A 17,393-nucleotide genomic window follows, 5' to 3' on the forward strand; every position below is an offset into this window, starting at 1 on the left:
CGGCGACCGCCGATCGGCGATTCCGTCGAAGCTCCGCTGCAAGAGCGCGGGCCACGTCCTGGAGAAAGCCGTGATCTCCGTGTTCCGCAGGGGCCCCGGCCGGCGCGCGTTCCGGTCCTCGGTCCCTACGGCGCGGCCGGCGCGGCGCCCTTGAGTTCCTTGGACTGCTTGCGGGCTTGCAGGGCCTTGACGACGGTGTGCACCCGGATCGCGGTGAACACGAGGACCGCGAGGCCGAGGAGCGCCATGAGCGGCTCCCCGTCCCGGGCCGCGGCGTAGAAGAGGAAGCCGCTGAAGGGGATGCCGACGGCGATGAGCAGAGGCTCGCGCACCCAGAACGGGAGGACGCGAATGATGAGTCCGAGCATGCGATCACTTCAGCAGGTACATGCCATTGAATGCTGTGATGGAGCCCACAATTCCGCTATGCGGAATCGGATCGTTGCAGGACAGTGAGCCGGGCGCCGCCGTAGCGCGCCCCGTCGCGACAGTGAAGCGGGCGCGCCGGAGTCCGGCCGCCCGCAGGCGTCGCTCTCCCAATGTCCAGTTTTGCTCTGGTTCGGGTAGCTTCGAAGGCATGAGGGCCGCACGCACCCGAGGACTTCCAGGCCTGTTGGTCGCACTGATGCTCGCGGCCCTGGCGACACTGTGGTTCCCGGCGCCCCGGGCGCACGCGGCCACCGACGTCTCCACCGTCGCGGCGGCCCTGCGGGAGAGCCCTGTCTATGTGGACCCGGCCGCCTCCGCCCAGCTCTCCGCGACGGAGGCCGACGCCCTGGCCGCCAAGATCAAGAAGGCCGACAAGCCGGTCTTCGTCGCCGTGCTCCCCGCGGACTTCCCCACCCAGAACCTCTTCCAGAACCTGCGGACCGCCACCGGGATCACCGGTCTGTACGAGATCAGGCTCGGCGACCGCTTCGACGCCCGCGCCGACTCCGCGGTGATGTCCCGCTCCGCCGTGCAGAACCTCGTCACCAGTGTCCAGGGCGTGAAGGACGCGAACACCCAGCTGAACGACTTCACGGACAGCGCGCTCGCCAACATCCACGGTTCGGCGCCGGCGAGCTGGGGCGGCGGCAACGACAGCGGAGGCGTCTCCACCGGGGCGCTGATCACGGTCGGCGCGCTGGCGGTCGTCGGCGGCGCGGGTGCGTACACGGTCGTACGCCGCAACCGGCGCCGGAAGGAAGAGGAGCAGCGGGCGGCGCTCGACAGGCTCCGCGTGGTCGTGGACGAGGACATCACCGCCTTCGGCGAGGAACTGGACCGTCTCGACTTCCACCCCGCGGAGGCGGGCGCCGACGACGCGATGCGCGCGGACTACGAACGCGCGCTGGACGCCTACGAACAGGCGAAGTCCTTCATGGCAGCCGCCCAGCGCCCCGAGGACGTCCGCGCCGTCACCCAGTCGCTGGAGGAGGGCCGCTTCTCCCTCGCCGTGCTCGCCGCGCGCCGCGAGGGCCGGCCGGTCCCCGAACGCCGCGCGCCCTGCTTCTTCGACCCCCGCCACGGCCCGTCCGTCGCCGACGCGGCCTGGACCCCCGCCGGGGGCGCGTCACGCGAGGTCCCGGTCTGCAAGGCGGACTGGATCCGCCTCGCCGACGGCCAGGACCCGGCGGTCCGGGAGGTCGAGACGGACTACGGCCGCCGCCCGTACTGGGACGCGGGCCCGGCGTACGGCCCCTGGGCGGGCGGCTACTTCGGCGGCGGCCTGCTGCCCGGCCTGCTCGTCGGCACCGTGCTCGGCAGCATGATGGCGAGCCCCGGGTACGGGGCCGCCTACGGCACCGGCTACGGCGACTTCGGCGGCGGTTACGACGGCGGTGACGTCTCCGGTGCCGACTTCGACGCCGGAGACTTCGGCGGCGGCTTCGGGGACGGCGGGGGCGGGGGCGGCGACTTCGGGGGCGGCGGCGACTTCGGCGGCGGCGGCTTCTGAGAGCCGGGGAGCCCACCCCGATCCCCCTCGGCCTCGGGTGTCAGGGTCTAGGCGTCCGGCAGGGCCAGCCATGCGCTCCAGGACAGATCACGCCCGATGAACCGGGGCAGCCGGAAGGGCCAGTCCTCGGCGATCCAGCGGGGTACGAGCAGATCCAGGTCCCGCTCCAGCGCCGTGCCCACCCGCTCGTCCACCACCCACCACGAGATCTCGGCGTCGGCGCCCGCCTTCTCCGGCGGGTCGATGTAGACACAGCCGAACTCGGTCGTCTCCGTGGCGTCGAAGAGCACGTAGTTGAAGGACTGGTGGGCGGCGATCTCCGCCGCGTGCCGCTCCAGATCCTTCAGATTCGCCTCGTACGTCATCGTCGCCGCGGGCCACCCCCATGCCTCTCCGAAGATCGACCACAGCCGCTCCCGCGACCCCATGACGGTCGGATAGTCGACGGCGGCGTCCGCTCCGGTGATCGGACGCAGATGGCATCCTCCGGGCACCTCGACACGCGACGGATGAACGAAATCAGCGGGCAGCCAGTTCATACGCGGAGGCTATCGACCGGGCGGGGCGCCGCGCACCGGGTTTGATCGCGGCCCTCGGACGCCGCGAGGCCGAGCGCCCCTCCAGTGGGCTCACAGGAAGCGCGGCGCGCCTGCGGGCGCCATCGGCGAGTTGCAGGCGGGCGGGGCGGGTGACGTGACCGCACGCGGGCGCCGGAGCGCCGCTTTCCGGGCCGTGTTCGTTGTCACCGAAGGGTCCGCCGCCGCGTGCCGACAACCCGGAGCGCCCGCCCTCTCCGTACGGGGAGCAGGAGGGCGGGCGCGCTCGGGGTGTCGCCGGAGCGAACAGGCCGGCCGACGCGGGCCGACGGGAGCCGGTGGATCAGCCGGCGTTCCTGATCGCCGAGATGTCGAAGTTCAGCTTGATCTTGTCGGAGACGAGGACGCCACCGGTCTCCAGGGCGGCGTTCCAGGTGAGACCCCACTCGGAGCGCAGGATCTCGGCCTTGCCCTCGAAGCCCACGCGCTCGTTGCCGAACGGGTCCTTCGCGGCACCGTTGAACTCCAGGTCGATGGAGATCCGCTTGGTGGTGCCGAGGATCTCCAGGTCGCCGGTGATCCGGTAGTCGTCGCCGCCCAGGGCCTCCGCCTTGACGGAGCGGAAGGTCATCACCGGGAACTCGTCGGTCTTGAAGAAGTCGGCGCTCTTGAGGTGACCGTCGCGGTCCGCGGACCCGGTGTCGATGCTGTCCATCGTGATGTCGAGGGTCGCCGTCGACTTGGCCGGGTCGCCGCCGTCCAGGTGCAGCGTGCCCTCGAAGTCGTTGAACTTGCCCTTGACGTTGGTCACCATCGCGTGCCGCGCCACGAAGCCGAACGTCGAGTGCGCCGGGTCGATGGTGTAGTCACCGGTCAGCGCGGCCAGGTGCGGGTTGACGGCGGTGGCCGTCGCGGTGGCCGAGGACTCGGCGGTGTCGGTGGTCTTGCGGCCGAAGATGCCCATGAGGTGCTCCTTGGGGGACGGGCCGAGGTTCCGTTCAGAGCCACGGCATCAATCTGTTGAATGTTCAACGAGCTCAACAAGGGCAACCGTAGACCTATTCCGTTCAAGTTTCAACATCATCCGGAGTGTGTTTCCGGCGTCACGGTGGGTCATGTCTCACCGCCCTCTGGCGGACGCGCGTAGAGCTCGGGCACCATCTGCGTGCACCCCCTGCACTGCCGCCCCACAGGAAGCACGGCCGTACGTCCGTACGGCCGCCCGTCGGTCCTCCGCAGGAAAGGTCCCCCCGCATGAAGCTCAGATCCGCGCTGACCGCTCTCGCCCTCGTCGTCGCTCCCGGTGTCGCCGTCGTCGGCACCGCCACCGACGCCTTCGCGGTCACCAAGATCAGTCACGCCACCGCGACCTCGATGTTCCGCCAGGTCGGCATCACCTGGTCCTCCTCCGGTGGCTGCTCCGACCGCAACAACTCCACCTGTACGTCGTTCGAGCAGCTCAACCTCGCCACCGCGCAGGGCGCCCAGACCCTCAAGGGGTCCAGCGGCTGCGCGCTCAACATCACCGGCGGCACCGAGACCGGCCACGCGAGCGGCACCTACTCGCACTGGAACGGCTACAAACTCGACTACGGCAAGAACACCTGCGTCACCGCCTACATCAAGAACAACTTCACCTACATTGGCCTGCGCGGCGACGGCGCCCCGCAGTACAAGTCCGGCGCCGGCAACATCTACGCCGACGAGGGCAACCACTGGGACGTCCTCTACTACAACTGCGGCGGCTGCTGAACCGCCGGCTCGGAAGGGCGCGGACCGCCGAACGGGGGGTCCGCGTCACCCCGGCGACGGCATGTGACACTCATGAATGTGAGGTGGCTCGCAGTGGAAGAGTTTGTGTGATCTCCACAAGCCCAAGCCCCTCTGAGCAGTCAGATCGCCTGCATGGGATGGCGTTTCTGTTCAGGGGTACCAGGAAAACGGTCCGGAGACTGTGCAGAGTCGACGGGCCTGTTTCCTAGGTGGACTTCGTAAGGTCACTACATGACCGTTTTGGACGAGGCCGACACCGCAACCTCCACGAGCACCACAGGTGAACCGACGGACGCCCGCGGACGGGTGGCGGAACTCCACGCGATCCGTGCGGAGGCGCTGCGCGGCCCCAGCGAGAAGGCGACCGCGGCGCAGCACGCCAAGGGCAAGCTGACCGCCCGGGAGCGCATCGAGCTGCTGCTGGACGCGGGCTCGTTCCAGGAGGTCGAGCAGCTGCGCCGGCACCGGGCGACCGGTTTCGGCCTGGAGGCGAAGAAGCCCTACACGGACGGTGTCATCACCGGCTGGGGAACGGTCGAGGGCCGCACGGTCTTCGTCTACGCCCATGACTTCCGCATCTTCGGCGGCGCCCTCGGCGAGGCCCACGCCACGAAGATCCACAAGATCATGGACATGGCCATCGCGGCCGGTGCGCCGCTGGTGTCCCTGAACGACGGCGCGGGCGCCCGTATCCAGGAGGGCGTCTCCGCCCTCGCCGGCTACGGCGGCATCTTCCAGCGCAACACCAAGGCCTCCGGCGTCATCCCGCAGATCTCGGTGATGCTCGGCCCGTGCGCGGGCGGCGCGGCCTACAGCCCCGCCCTGACGGACTTCGTCTTCATGGTCCGCGAGACCTCGCAGATGTTCATCACGGGACCGGACGTGGTCAAGGCCGTGACGGGCGAGGAGATCACCCAGAACGGCCTGGGCGGCGCCGACGTCCACGCGGAGACCTCCGGCGTCTGCCACTTCGCGTACGACGACGAGGAGACCTGCATCGCCGAGGTGCGCTACCTCCTGTCGATGCTCCCGCAGAACAACCGCGAGAACCCGCCGCGGGCCGACTCCGCGGACCCGGCCGACCGCCGCAGCGAGGTGCTGCTGGACCTGGTCCCGGCCGACGGCAACCGCCCGTACGACATGACCAAGGTCATCGAGGAGCTCGTCGACGACGGCGACTACCTTGAAGTCCACGAGCGCTGGGCCCGCAACATCATCTGCGCGCTGGCCCGTCTCGACGGCATGGTCGTCGGCATCGTGGCCAACCAGCCGCAGAGCCTCGCGGGTGTGCTCGACATCGAGGCATCCGAAAAAGCTGCGCGCTTTGTCCAGATGTGTGACGCTTTCAATATTCCGATCATCACGCTGCTGGACGTGCCCGGGTTCCTCCCGGGCGTCGACCAGGAGCACGGCGGGATCATCCGGCACGGCGCGAAGCTGCTCTACGCGTACTGCAACGCGACGGTGCCGCGGATCTCTCTCATCCTGCGCAAGGCGTACGGAGGTGCCTACATCGTCATGGACAGCCAGTCCATCGGGGCCGACCTCACCTACGCCTGGCCCACGAACGAGATCGCCGTGATGGGCGCCGAGGGCGCCGCCAACGTCATCTTCCGCCGTCAGATCGCCGATGCCGCCGATCCCGAGGCCATGCGCGTGCGGATGGTCAAGGAGTACAAGGCCGAGCTGATGCACCCGTACTACGCGGCGGAGCGCGGTCTGGTCGACGACGTCATCGACCCCGCCGAGACCCGCGAGATCCTGATCAAGTCGCTCGCGATGCTGCACACCAAGCACGCCGACCTGCCCTCTCGCAAGCACGGCAACCCCCCGCAGTAACCCTGCGGATCCTCCGCGGTACCCCCGCGGAAACCTCTCTCATGGAGACTGAAACCTATGAGTACCCCTGACATCCGCGTCGAGAAGGGCCACGCCGAGCCCGAGGAGGTCGCAGCCATCACCGCGATCCTCCTGGCCCGTGCCGCCGCCGCTCCCACTGATGCCGCTCCTGCCCACCGCGCCCACCGGAAGGCAGGCTGGCGCCGACTGGAGCGCGAGCCCGGCTTCCGGGCACCGCACAGCTGGCACTGAGGGTCTGAACACCGACAGCCCCGTCCTCCCGATTGGAGGGCGGGGCTGTGGTGTGTCCGTGAGGTCGCCACGGCCCTCAGGCGCGAACGGGGAGCGTTCCGGGGGGTGTTCGGGGGTGCGGGGCCACCTCACCGCCCAACGGGGCCGTACGGGCCGGGAGTTCGGCCGGTACGGGCCGGGAGTTCGACGGCGCGGCTCACGACAACGGCCCCCGGTTCTCCTGGCGGAGAACCGGGGGCCGTTGCCTCGGAGGGGGATGCGCTAGCGCAGCCGCGCCATCAGCGCGTGCTCGACCAGCGTGATCAGCGCCGACTTCGCGTCCGCGCGGTGCCGGGCGTCCGTCGTGATGATCGGAGCGTCCGGGCCGATCTGAAGGGCCTCGCGTACTTCCTCGGGGTTGTACGGCTGGCTGCCGTCGAAGCCGTTGAGGGCGATGACGAACGGCAGGCCGCTGTTCTCGAAGTAGTCGACTGCGGGGAAGCAGTCGGCGAGACGCCGGGTGTCCACCAGGACGATCGCGCCGATGGCGCCGCGGACCAGGTCGTCCCACATGAACCAGAAGCGGTCCTGACCCGGCGTACCGAAGAGGTACAGGATCAGGTCCTGGTCCAGGGTGATACGTCCGAAGTCCATGGCGACCGTCGTGGTCTTCTTGTCCCCGGTGTGGGTGAGGTCGTCGATCCCTGCCGAAGCAGACGTCATGACGGCCTCGGTGCGCAGCGGGTTGATCTCCGAGACGGCGCCGACGAACGTGGTCTTGCCCACGCCGAAGCCGCCCGCCACCACGATCTTCGCGGACGTGGTGGAGCGGGAAGGCCCTCCGCTAGAGCTTGCGAAGTCCACTGAGCACCCTTTCGAGCAATGTCACGGCTGGCTGGCCGCCGGCGCTCTCGTCGCCGCCCGGCTGATGAATGGCGACCAGGCCCGCTTCCGCCAAGTCGGCGACGAGGATCCTGGCCACACCGAGAGGGATGGTCAGCAGGGCCGAGATCTCGGCCACCGACTTGATCTCCCGGCAGAGGTTGCAGATGCGCTGATGCTCGGGCAACTGGCCCTGCATCTGGTGCGGCTGCGCGGTGGTGTGCACCAGCGCCTCTATGGCGAGCTGGTAGCGGGGCCTGGTGCGGCCACCCGTCATGGCGTAGGGACGCACCAGGGGGTTGCTCGAGGAGCCCGCGGGCGACGGCTCGGGTGAGCGCCGCTGCGGTTGGACGGGCTGGATACGCGGTGCCGACGGCTGGTCGTACGGCGACGGCCCGGGACCCTGCGGACCCTGGGGCGGGTACGGCTGCCGTCGCTGGCTGGGCGCGGAGGGAAAGTTGTACCGGTTCGGGTCCTGCGGACCGTCGCCCTGGCCGCCGTGCCCCTGGCCGGGGCCGTACGACCAGTTGCCCGAAGACGAACCGCCTGGGGGTGTTACCACTTTCTCCTCCTCCGACTGTGCCGGGCACCCATCACTGTGGGACCGCGTCCCGAAACCTTACGGCCACGGGACGCCAATTCGCACCGTCTGTCTATTAGTTGAGAAGGCCACCCTGGAGCTCCGCACGGAGATCCGGAGTAAGGACCGTGCCCGCGCGGTCCACCAGAAGGGCCATCTCGTACCCAATGAGACCGATGTCCGCCTCGGGGTGTGCAAGTACTGCGAGTGACGAACCATCGGAAACGGACATGAGGAAGAGGAATCCTCGCTCCATCTCCACAACCGTCTGGTTCACATGGCCGCCCTCGAAGATACGGGACGCGCCCGCGGTCAACGAGGTCAGACCGGACGCGACTGCCGCCAGCTGGTCGGCGCGGTCGCGGGGAAAGCCTTCGGACATAGCCAGAAGGAGTCCGTCGGCGGAGACCACCACTGTGTGGGACACCCCGGGGGTGTTGTCCACGAAGTTGGTGATCAACCAGTTCAGGTTCTGTGCCGCCTGGCTCATCGGGCTCACAACTAACGCTCCTGGTTGTAGGTGCTGTCAGAACCGAAGCCCTGACCGTTCGTGTCAGTACCTGCACTGCGTCCCCGCTCCACGCCGCGGCGCAGGTTGCTCAGCCTGCCCCGGACGTCCTCAGGAGCGCGGGAGACCTGGGGGCCGCCCTGGGGGGTCGATTCCGCGGTTCCCTCGACCAGGTTGGCCTTGGGCACCCGCCGCGGCAGACCGGAGGAGGTGACCCCGCCCGCCTTGGGCTTCTTGAGCGACTCGGCGCGCTGCCAGCGGTCGTCGTTGGACGAGCGCCAGTCGTCGCCCGCGTTCCCGGAGGAAGCCGGCGCCGCCTGCTCCCTCGTCCGGTCCACGGGACGCTGGCCGTTGCCGGTACCACCGGCGGTGGCTCCGCGGCGAGGCAGTCCGGCGTCGGTCAGCGTCTGGGGGGCCGAGGGGGCCGGTCCCGGACGACTGAAGCCTACGCGGTCCTGCTCACTGACGTCGGCGGCCTGCGGTGACTCCGCTTGCGGAGCGTACTCGGATCGGTACGCGCTCTGGTACGTGTCCTGCTGCGGCCAGTCGTCCTGGTAGGACGGCTCTTCGAAGCCCGACAGCGTCTCCGGGGCGGGGCCGCCCGCTCCCGCGCGCTCCGGCTCCGCATAGGAGGGCTCAGGGTAGCCGCCACTGGACGGGAAGTACGCCTCGTCGTACGCGGCCTGCTGCGGTTCCTCGTACGACGTCTGCTGGTCGTAGGTGGTCTGCTGCTCCTCGCGCACACCCTGGCCGCCGTCGTACGCCGGGCCGCCGTTGAAGGACGGCTGTCCGTTGTCGTAGGCGGGCTGCTGGGCGTCGAAGCCTTCCACGTAGCCCTGCGGGCCCTCGATGGCCTCCATGCCCTGCGCCTGGGCCTCCAGGGCCGCACGGCGCTCCTCGCGCATCAGGGAACGGCCGACCGGGTCGAGGTCGCGGGCGTCGTCCGGGACCTCGTAGCGGCTGTCGTCGAAGCCGAGGTCCGCGGCGGTCAGCACAGGCTGTTGCTGCTGCTGGATCCCGAAGCTCTCGCCCTGGAACTGCTGCTGCTCGGGAATGATCTGGGACACGGTGAACTCGTCGCGCATCGGCTGGTGCTCGCCGCCGCCACCGTGGGTGATCGCGTCGGGGAGCATGACCAGCGAGGTGGTACCGGCCTGCTCGCCCGAGGGTCGCAGCTGGACACGGACGCCGTGCCGGTCGGACAGTCGGCCGACCACGAAGAGGCCCATGCGCTGCGAGATCGCGGCGTCCACGGTCGGCGGGTTGGCCAGCTTGTGGTTGATGTCCGCGAAGTCCTCGGCGGTGAGGCCGATGCCCTTGTCGTGGATCTCGACCATGATGCGGCCGTCCGGGAGACGGGTCGCGGTGACGCGGACCTTGGTCTGCGGGGAGGAGAATGTGGTCGCGTTCTCCAGGAGCTCGGCGAGCAGGTGCACGAGGTCGGTCACGGCGCGGCCGTGGATCTCGGCCTCCGGGACGCCCGAGAGCTCGATGCGCTCGTACTGCTCCACCTCGGAGGAGGCGGCGCGCAGCACGTCGACCAGCGGGACCGGCTGGTCCCAGCGGCGGCCGGGCTCCTCGCCGGCGAGGACCAGGAGGTTCTCGCCGTTGCGGCGCATACGGGTCGCGAGGTGGTCCAGGCGGAAGAGGTTCTCCAGCTGGTCCGGGTCGGCCTCGTTGTTCTCCAGGTCGGTGATCAGGGTCAGCTGGCCCTCGATCAGAGACTGGTTGCGGCGCGAGAGGTTGGTGAAGATCGCGTTGATGTTGCCTCGCAGGAGGGCCTGCTCGGCGGCCAGTCGTACGGCCTCGCGGTGGACCTGGTCGAAGGCGCGGGCGACTTCGCCGATCTCGTCCGTGGTGGTGATCGGGATGGGCTGCACGCGGGTGTCGACCCGGCCGGGGTCGGTGCGCGAGAGCTGGTCGACCAGCATCGGCAGGCGCTGCTCGGCGACGTTGAAGGCCGCGTTGCGCAGCTGGCGCATCGCGCGGCTCATCTGGCGGGCCACCATGCCGGCCAGGATGAACGCGGCGAGCAGGGCGACCACGACGACGGCGCCGGTGATGAAGGCGTCGGTCTGGGCGTTCTCGGAGATGTCCGCGGCCTCGGCCACCGCCTTGTCGGAGAGGTCCGACTCGATCTGGCGGTAGGCGTTGTACTTGGCGGTGTTGATCGCCCACCAGTTCTGCGGGGTGATGCCCTTCGTGGCGAGCGTGACGCGGTCGCTCTCCAGCGTGGAGGGGAGACTCGCGAGCTCCTTGACCATGGTGATCGGGTCCGCCGGCGGCTTCACGTAGTTCGGGTCGTCGGCCGCGGCCTGCTTGGCCTGGTCCGTGAGATCCGCCTTGATCTTCGCCTGGGCCGCTTCGAGCTTGGTGGCGTCGTCCTCGGTGCCACCACCGAGGTACTCCTCGACCGCGATGCCTTCGAGGTAGGCGTACGAGGAGAGGGCGACGCGCTGGCTGGCGAGGCTGCCGATGCCGGGGCCCGGCTTGATCAGCATGTGCATGCCGATGGACCGCTCCAGCGACAGCGCGGCCTTGGACAGCGAGATCGCGTAGACCGTACGGCCGTAGCTGGTGATGTTTCCGGTGCCCAGACCGAGCTCGTTGGCGAACTCCATCAGCGGGTGCTGGATCTGGAGGTAGCCCTCTTCGGTCTGCACACCGGAGAGCTTGGTGGTGTACGCGGCCTTGCGCAGGGTCTCCAGGCTGGGCTCGACCTTGCGGAAGACGCCGAGGCGTCGCTCCAGGCCTGCCGTCTTCGGCATGTTCTGGGCGGCCTCGTCGAAGGCGTCGGCGGCCGAGTCGGTGGCCTTGCGGACGGCCGCGACGGCCGCCTTGTCCTCGGCGGTCTGCTTGGGCTTGAGCAGCGGGGCCGCGCTGACGTCACGCTCGACGAACAGCTTGTCGCCGTAGTTCAGCGCCGCCTGCACCAGGCGCGCCGTCTTCTCGGCGTCCTGGGCCTCCTGCCAGGTGTCGATCGAGCTCTTCACCTGGAAGCCGCCCATGACCAGGCCGACCACCACGGGGATGAGCAGGATCGCGTTCAGCCTCGTCGGCACGCGCCAGTTGCGCGGGGAGAGACGGCCGCCGCTCGGCGCGGGCGCCGGCGTGGGCTCCGGGCCGGGCATCTGTGCGGGCGCCGCTCCGCGCGGCGGCGGGGTGAAGTTGCCCCGTGCCGACGGCTCGGGACCGTTCATGCTTCGCCTCACTCGACCAACAACCTCTCGGCGTCGGCACCTACGTTGTGCCGCGGTATCTACCAGCGCCCTTGACTACTGGGCAGTTCAGCGCATTCCAGCACGTCAGGCGGCGCCCTTCCAAACACTCGGAATCCAACATTCCGAGTGGCACTGACCACAGATAAAACGGTCATAAAGAGCGAGCCCCGCCAAAAGGCGGGGCTTTCATGAGCGCAGTGGCACCGGGCGACCGCGATGCGTGTCGGGGCCAGTGAAATTCTCTGTCGAAACGTTATGAACACTGTGGCCGACCGTGTCAAACGACACAGTCGGCTCCAATGCGTCTACGACAACTTCCATACGGAGCTGTCTACTTGGCTGCTACCGCAGCCGGGCCATGAGGGCGTGCTCGACCAGGGTGATCAGAGCGCTCTTCGCATCTGCACGGTGTCGCGCGTCCGTCGTGATGATCGGAGCGTCCGGGCCGATCTGGAGAGCCTCGCGTACTTCCTCGGGGTTGTACGGCTGGTGACCGTCGAAGCCGTTGAGGGCGATGACGAACGGCAGGCCGCTGTTCTCGAAGTAGTCGACCGCCGGGAAGCAGTCGGCGAGACGCCGGGTGTCCACCAGGACCACGGCGCCGATGGCGCCGCGGACCAGGTCGTCCCACATGAACCAGAAGCGGTCCTGACCCGGCGTACCGAAGAGGTACAGGATCAGGTCCTGGTCGAGGGTGATACGGCCGAAGTCCATGGCCACCGTGGTGGTGGTCTTGTCCCCGGTGTGGGTGAGGTCGTCGATCCCCGCCGAGGCGGAGGTCATGACGGCCTCGGTGCGCAGCGGGTTGATCTCGGAAACGGCACCCACGAACGTGGTCTTGCCGACACCGAAGCCACCCGCTACGACGATCTTCGCGGAGGTGGTCGCCCGGCCTCCGTCAGAGCTTGCGAAGTCCACTGAGCACCCTTTCGAGCAAAGTCACGTCCGGCGCGCCGCCGTTGTTCTCATCGCCGCCAGGCTGGTGAATGGCGACGAGTCCGGCCTCCGCGAGGTCCGCGACGAGGATCCTGGCCACACCGAGAGGCATGGACAGGAGGGCCGACACCTCGGCCACCGACTTCACTTCCCGGCACAGGTGGCATATGCGCTGGTGTTCGGGAAGCAGTCCCATCAGCTGGGCCGGATCGGCCGTGGTGCTGATCAGGGCCTCTATGGCGAGTTGGTACCGCGGCCGGGTCCGGCCGCCGGTCATCGCGTACGGACGTACCAGCGGCTGGTCGCCCTCGTCCTCGTACGGCTGAGCGTACGGATCATGAGAGGCGGTGGGCGGGGTCATGAATCCTCCGGGCGGGACAGCAAGTCGGTCAGTCGTGCCGTCTGTTGGGGCCGGTGGGGGGATTGTGGCGGCCGGACGGTGATTTCGTGCGGTGTCTGGATCCGGCGGCGGTCAGTGAAGCAGACTGCCTTGTAGTTCGGCACGCAGGTCCGGCGTGAGGACAGCGCCCGCACGGTCGACGAGCAGTGCCATCTCGTAGCCGACGAGACCGATGTCGCACTCCGGGTGGGAGAGGACCGCGAGAGACGATCCGTCCGAGACGGACATCAGGAAGAGGAATCCGCGCTCCATCTCCACGACCGTCTGGGCCACCGCTCCGCCCTCGAAGATCCGGGAGGCCCCGGCCGTCAGCGAGGTGAGTCCGGAGGCCACGGCCGCCAGTTGGTCTGCGCGGTCGCGGGGGAAGCCTTCGGACATTGCCAGAAGGAGTCCGTCGGCGGACACGACGACGGTGTGGGACACCCCGGGGGTGTTGTCCACAAAGTTGGTGATCAACCAGTTCAGGTTCTGTGCCGCCTGGCTCATCGGGCTCAACTAACGCTCCTGCTGGTGAGTGGGGCTGGGGAAGCTGCCGGTCTGGCCGTTGGGAGCGGCCTGTCGACCTTGCTGAATGCCCCTACGGAGATTGGTCAGCCGGCCGCGTACGTCATCGGGCGCACGCGAGACCTGCGGACCGCTTTGGTGCTGTTGCTGCTGTGCCGTGCCCGCGACGAGGTTGGCCTTCGGGACGCGGCGCGGCAGGCCTGAGGTGGTGACCCCGCCTGCCGACGGTTTACGGGCGCGCTCTGCCTGCTTGACGAGATCGTCGTTCGGAGAGCTGCGCCATGAAGCAGTGGCCGGTGCGGCGGCCGGCCGCTGCTGCGGAGCCGGGGGAGTCTGCGGTTGCTGGGGGACAACCTGCGCGGATCCCTGGGAACCGTTGCTCTGGGGAGCGCCGTTGGTGGGCGCGCCGCCGTCCGCCTGACCGTGGAACCAGTTGGTCTCCAGCGTGTCGAACAGCGGGGTACGACCGTCACCGGGGCTCGAGGCCGGCGGAAGCACCTCGGGCTCCTGCGGACGTACGGACGGCTGCGGGGTTCCCGGCCGCTCGTACTGCCCGGTGGACGAGGAGTTCTGCTGGTTGCCGTACCCGGGCATCGCGTACTGCCCGGTGGACGCGGGGTCCTGGGAAGCTCCGTAGCCCGGCTGAGCGAACTGGCCGGTGGACGACGGGTCCTGGGAGGCACCGTAGCCCTGGCCGGCGAACTGTCCCGTACCGGCCGGGTTCTGGCCGACGGAGGACGGGTTGCCCGGACCGTAGAGGTCCGGGCGCTGGTACTGGCCGGTGTGGTGGCCGTTGTTCTGCGGCGCACTCGCGCCGGGGCGCGGGGCGTCGAAGTCGGGGCGGGCGAACTCCGAGGTGGAGGCGGGGCCCTGGCGATCGTCGATCCGCGGCATGCGCGAAGTGGCGTCGGGGTCCTCGTGACCGCGCGGGGTGTCGAGGGACGTGCGCGGCACGGGCGGCTGCGCGTTGTCGTCGCTCCAGCTCGGCGTGCGGGAGCCCGTGTCGCCGCCGGGCAGCTCGGCACGCGCACCACCGCGCCCCGGAAGCTGCGGCCGACGACGGCTGCCCTTGCCGCCGGACGGTGCCTGCGGAGGCGTGGCGGCCGCGGGGCCGCTGTCGCCGTTCTGACGGGCGCCGGAGCCGTTGCCGTTACCGAACGCGCCCTGCCGACCACCGGAGGTGTCACCGAAGGCGTTCTGGGAGCCGGATCCGTCGCCGTAGCCCTGCTGCGGCGAGCCGTTCTGGGCGGGGAAGCCCTGCGGGCTCTGCCCGAAGGCGTTCGCACCGGCCGGAGCCTGCCTGCCCTGCTGACCGGCACCGGGACCCTGCGGACCACGTGCTCCGCCGGGAGCACCCGGGCGACCGCCCTGGTTGCTGGTGGGCAGTGCCGCCCGCGGACCCTGGCCCGCGCCGACCTGTCCGCGCTGCGGCGGGGCACCGAGGGAACCACCACCGGCCGCGGGGGCACCGGCGCCGAGCGAGGGACCGCCCTGCGAGCCGTTCCCCCGGCGGGCCGCGGCCACACCGGCCGAAGCCTGCGCGGCGGTGGGGCCGCCGACGCCCGGGGCACCCTGGCCCGGCTTGTTCGGCATGGGCTTCTTGCCGCCCTGCGCGACGTCCACGGGCAGCATGACCAGCGCGGTCGTACCACCGGAGTCGGACGGGCGCAGCTGGATACGGATGCCGTGACGCTGCGACAGACGACCGACCACGAACAGACCCATGCGGCGGGAGACGGAGACGTCCACCGTGGGCGGAGCGGCGAGCCGCTCGTTGATCGCGGCGAGGTCCTCGGGGGACAGGCCGATACCGGTGTCGTGGATCTCGATCAGCACCCGGCCGTCGGGCAGGGCGTGACCGGTGACCTTGACCTTGGTCTGCGGGGAGGAGAACGAGGTGGCGTTCTCCAGCAGCTCCGCGAGGAGGTGCACGAGGTCGTTGACGACCCGGCCGGCGACTTCGGTGGTCGGGACCGAGGAGAGTTCGATGCGCTCGTACTGCTCCACCTCGGAGGCGGCGGCGCGGAGCACGTCGACCAGCGGGACCGGACGGGTCCAGCGGCGGCCGGGCTCTTCACCGGCGAGAACGAGAAGGTTCTCACCGTTACGGCGCATGCGGGTCGCGAGGTGGTCGAGCTTGAACAGCGAGGAGAGCTGGTCGGGGTCGGCCTCACGGGACTCCAGCTCGGATATGAGCGAGAGCTGGCGCTGGATAAGACCCTGGGAACGGCGCGAGAGGTTGGTGAACATCGCGTTGACGTTGCCTCGCAGAAGGGCCTGCTCGGCGGCGAGGCGGACGGCCTCGCGGTGCACGTCGTCGAAGGCCGCGGCCACCTGGCCGATCTCGTCCCGGGAGTGCACACCGACCGACTCGACGGAGGTGTCGACGTCCTGCGGGTCCGACTCCGAGAGCTGCTTGACCAGCTCGGGCAGGCGGTCCTGGGCGACCCTGGTCGCGGTGTCCTGCAGGCGGCGCAGCGAGCGGATCATGGACCGGGCCACGACGAAGGCGCCGACGAGCGAGACACCGAGGACGAGCAGGATCAGCACACCGGAGACGATGGCTTCACTCTGCGACTCGTTGCGCAGCTGACGGGCCTTCTGCTCCATCTCGCCGAGCAGCGTGGTCTCGATCTTGCCCATCTGGTCGATCTTGAACGAGTCGTCGTCGATCCAGTCCTTGTAGGACCGCTTGTTCTGCGTCCTCAGACCTTCAGGACCGCTCAGCACACGCCTGGCGTACCGGTCGGCGGACTCGATCGTCGGGCTGGCACCCTCGACCGGCTTGAGCAGCTCCGCGCTGGCGGCGCCGTAGATGTTCTTGAAGCTGCTGATCTCGGACGCCTGGCTCTCCTGTGCGGAGAGCGCGTACTGCTGGTCGTTCTTGGAGAGCGTTCCGAAGACCGTCGGGCGCTCGGGCAGTGCGGCGGCGATGACGGCGCGCTGGACGGAGGCGTACTCCTTGGCCGCGGAGAAGGCCGACAGCGCACGGGTGCGCTGGATCATCTCCGGGTTGCTGGTCGCCTCGGCCATGTCCTGGGAGAGCGCGAGGAGCCCGGTGACGAGGCGGTGGTACGCCTCGACCGTCTGGGTCGCGTTCTGCGGGTCGTTGTAGGCGTCGCTGCGGATGTTGGCGAGCTTGTTCAGCTCACTCGCGATACCGACGAGGCTGTCGCGGACACCGGACAGCTGGCCGTTGGCCGCCGCGTCGTCGATGTCCTGCGTGCCCTCGAGGAAGTGCTTCTTGGCGACATCGGTGTCGTCGCGCGCTCCCTTGACCGTGTAGTCGTTGGACGGGGCACCGTGCGCCAGCGGGCCTGCCGACTGGTCGCGCTCCTTCTGCAGCGCGACAGCGAGCTCGGTGGCCTGCTTGGTCATCTCGGTCAGCAGCTTCATGTTGTCGAGCTGCTGGATGTCGTCCATCGACTGGTTGATGCGGAGAGCACCCAGTGAGGTCGCTGCGACCACGGGGAGCGCCAGCAGCGAGACCAGTCGCGTCGAGATGCGCCAGTTCCGCAGAGCGACGCGCGAGCCGTGGCTCGGGCTGCTCTTCGGCTTGGCGGCCGGTGTGGTGGCGGGAGCCTTCGGCTTCGCGCCGGCGCGAGCGGAGTGTTCACCGCTGCCGCCGACCTCTGCCGGTCCCGGGTTCTGGGCGTGCTGGGGCGAGGAACCGCGGTCGGTCCCGCCGCGCGGCTCCGGCTCCGCCGAAGCGCTGCCATCCCTCTTGAAACGTCCCTGCACTAGCGTCGCAACCTCTGGACCAGGCGCCCCTCCGCTGAACGGCGGGACGGTGTCGGCGTTGTACAAAGAAGCGCAGATGCGCCCCTTGTTGGTCTGAGTGACCGGCGCAGGTTCCCCCTTCCCGCCGCCACTCGGCGCTGCGTTGCGCCCCTGCGCGTCGGTTCCTAACCCGCGGCGGTCCGTGGAATTCCAGCACAGTGCAGGATCTCCAACAAGGCCCGAGTACCAGGCTGTGACCTCCGTGACAGCATGTGAGGGACAGGTCACGAGATGTGTAAGGGGATCTCGTACATACCGGGCGTA

15 protein-coding genes are annotated in these 17,393 nt (G+C 69.3%); 4 read left to right on the forward strand and 11 right to left on the reverse strand.

Annotated features, from left to right (window positions below):
* Positions 1-125 precede the first annotated feature (125 nt).
* Positions 126-368, reverse strand: a complete 243-nt coding sequence (locus tag ABZX90_RS20240; protein ID WP_351123814.1) for a hypothetical protein — start codon at positions 366-368, stop codon at positions 126-128.
* 209 nt (positions 369-577) lie between these two features.
* Here ABZX90_RS20240 and ABZX90_RS20245 point away from each other — a divergent pair, with 209 nt between their 5' ends.
* Positions 578-1,939 (forward strand): hypothetical protein, encoded by a 1,362-nt coding sequence (locus ABZX90_RS20245; protein WP_355206627.1) that lies wholly within the window; start codon positions 578-580, stop codon positions 1,937-1,939.
* 47 nt (positions 1,940-1,986) lie between these two features.
* Here ABZX90_RS20245 and ABZX90_RS20250 read toward each other — a convergent pair whose 3' ends face one another.
* A complete protein-coding gene (locus ABZX90_RS20250) occupies positions 1,987-2,478 on the reverse strand; it encodes an N-acetyltransferase (protein WP_351123808.1) in 492 nt (163 codons plus the stop codon).
* A gap of 340 nt (positions 2,479-2,818) precedes the next feature.
* Positions 2,819-3,439 (reverse strand): YceI family protein, encoded by a 621-nt coding sequence (locus tag ABZX90_RS20255; protein WP_351123805.1) that lies wholly within the window; start codon positions 3,437-3,439, stop codon positions 2,819-2,821.
* A 290-nt stretch (positions 3,440-3,729) separates the two neighbouring features.
* Between ABZX90_RS20255 and ABZX90_RS20260 the strand changes: the two genes are divergently transcribed.
* The 3 genes from ABZX90_RS20260 to ABZX90_RS20270 all read left to right on the forward strand — a co-directional run bounded on the left by ABZX90_RS20260 (position 3,730) and on the right by ABZX90_RS20270 (position 6,339).
* The gene (locus ABZX90_RS20260; protein ID WP_351123802.1) at positions 3,730-4,227 is read left to right on the forward strand and encodes a hypothetical protein; all 498 of its coding nucleotides are present in this window, start codon (positions 3,730-3,732) and stop codon (positions 4,225-4,227) included.
* A gap of 252 nt (positions 4,228-4,479) precedes the next feature.
* The gene (locus ABZX90_RS20265; RefSeq protein WP_351123799.1) at positions 4,480-6,087 is read left to right on the forward strand and encodes an acyl-CoA carboxylase subunit beta; all 1,608 of its coding nucleotides are present in this window, start codon (positions 4,480-4,482) and stop codon (positions 6,085-6,087) included.
* 57 nt (positions 6,088-6,144) lie between these two features.
* Positions 6,145-6,339, forward strand: coding sequence for an acyl-CoA carboxylase subunit epsilon (locus ABZX90_RS20270; protein WP_266763125.1), 195 nt, complete (start codon positions 6,145-6,147; stop codon positions 6,337-6,339).
* A 261-nt stretch (positions 6,340-6,600) separates the two neighbouring features.
* Here the strand turns inward: ABZX90_RS20270 and ABZX90_RS20275 are convergent, their stop codons facing one another.
* The 8 genes from ABZX90_RS20275 to ABZX90_RS20310 form a co-directional block, all read right to left on the reverse strand.
* The gene (locus tag ABZX90_RS20275; protein ID WP_351123795.1) at positions 6,601-7,182 is read right to left on the reverse strand and encodes an ATP/GTP-binding protein; all 582 of its coding nucleotides are present in this window, start codon (positions 7,180-7,182) and stop codon (positions 6,601-6,603) included.
* Positions 7,163-7,762 (reverse strand): DUF742 domain-containing protein, encoded by a 600-nt coding sequence (locus ABZX90_RS20280; RefSeq protein ID WP_351123792.1) that lies wholly within the window; start codon positions 7,760-7,762, stop codon positions 7,163-7,165. Before ABZX90_RS20280 ends, ABZX90_RS20275 begins: the two co-directional genes overlap by 20 nt.
* Positions 7,763-7,856: 94 nt before the next feature.
* Positions 7,857-8,270: a roadblock/LC7 domain-containing protein gene (locus tag ABZX90_RS20285; RefSeq protein WP_266763130.1), complete on the reverse strand. Its 414-nt coding sequence runs from the start codon at positions 8,268-8,270 to the stop codon at positions 7,857-7,859.
* Between the two features lie 11 nt (positions 8,271-8,281).
* Positions 8,282-11,500, reverse strand: a complete 3,219-nt coding sequence (locus ABZX90_RS20290; RefSeq protein WP_355206633.1) for a nitrate- and nitrite sensing domain-containing protein — start codon at positions 11,498-11,500, stop codon at positions 8,282-8,284.
* A gap of 351 nt (positions 11,501-11,851) precedes the next feature.
* Positions 11,852-12,427 carry an ATP/GTP-binding protein gene (locus ABZX90_RS20295; protein WP_028802395.1) on the reverse strand — a complete coding sequence of 192 codons (576 nt, stop codon included), beginning with the start codon at positions 12,425-12,427 and terminating at the stop codon, positions 11,852-11,854.
* Complete coding sequence (locus ABZX90_RS20300) at positions 12,408-12,806, reverse strand: DUF742 domain-containing protein (protein WP_095936861.1); 399 nt, start codon at positions 12,804-12,806, stop codon at positions 12,408-12,410. The genes ABZX90_RS20295 and ABZX90_RS20300 overlap by 20 nt, the downstream gene beginning before the upstream one ends.
* A 111-nt stretch (positions 12,807-12,917) precedes the next feature.
* Positions 12,918-13,331 carry a roadblock/LC7 domain-containing protein gene (locus ABZX90_RS20305; protein WP_266765867.1) on the reverse strand — a complete coding sequence of 138 codons (414 nt, stop codon included), beginning with the start codon at positions 13,329-13,331 and terminating at the stop codon, positions 12,918-12,920.
* A gap of 9 nt (positions 13,332-13,340) precedes the next feature.
* Positions 13,341-17,090, reverse strand: a complete 3,750-nt coding sequence (locus ABZX90_RS20310; RefSeq protein WP_351123785.1) for a nitrate- and nitrite sensing domain-containing protein — start codon at positions 17,088-17,090, stop codon at positions 13,341-13,343.
* Between the last annotated feature and the right edge of the window lie 303 nt (positions 17,091-17,393).

Source organism: Streptomyces sp. NPDC002935, assembly GCF_040611295.1.
GTDB lineage: Bacteria > Actinomycetota > Actinomycetes > Streptomycetales > Streptomycetaceae > Streptomyces.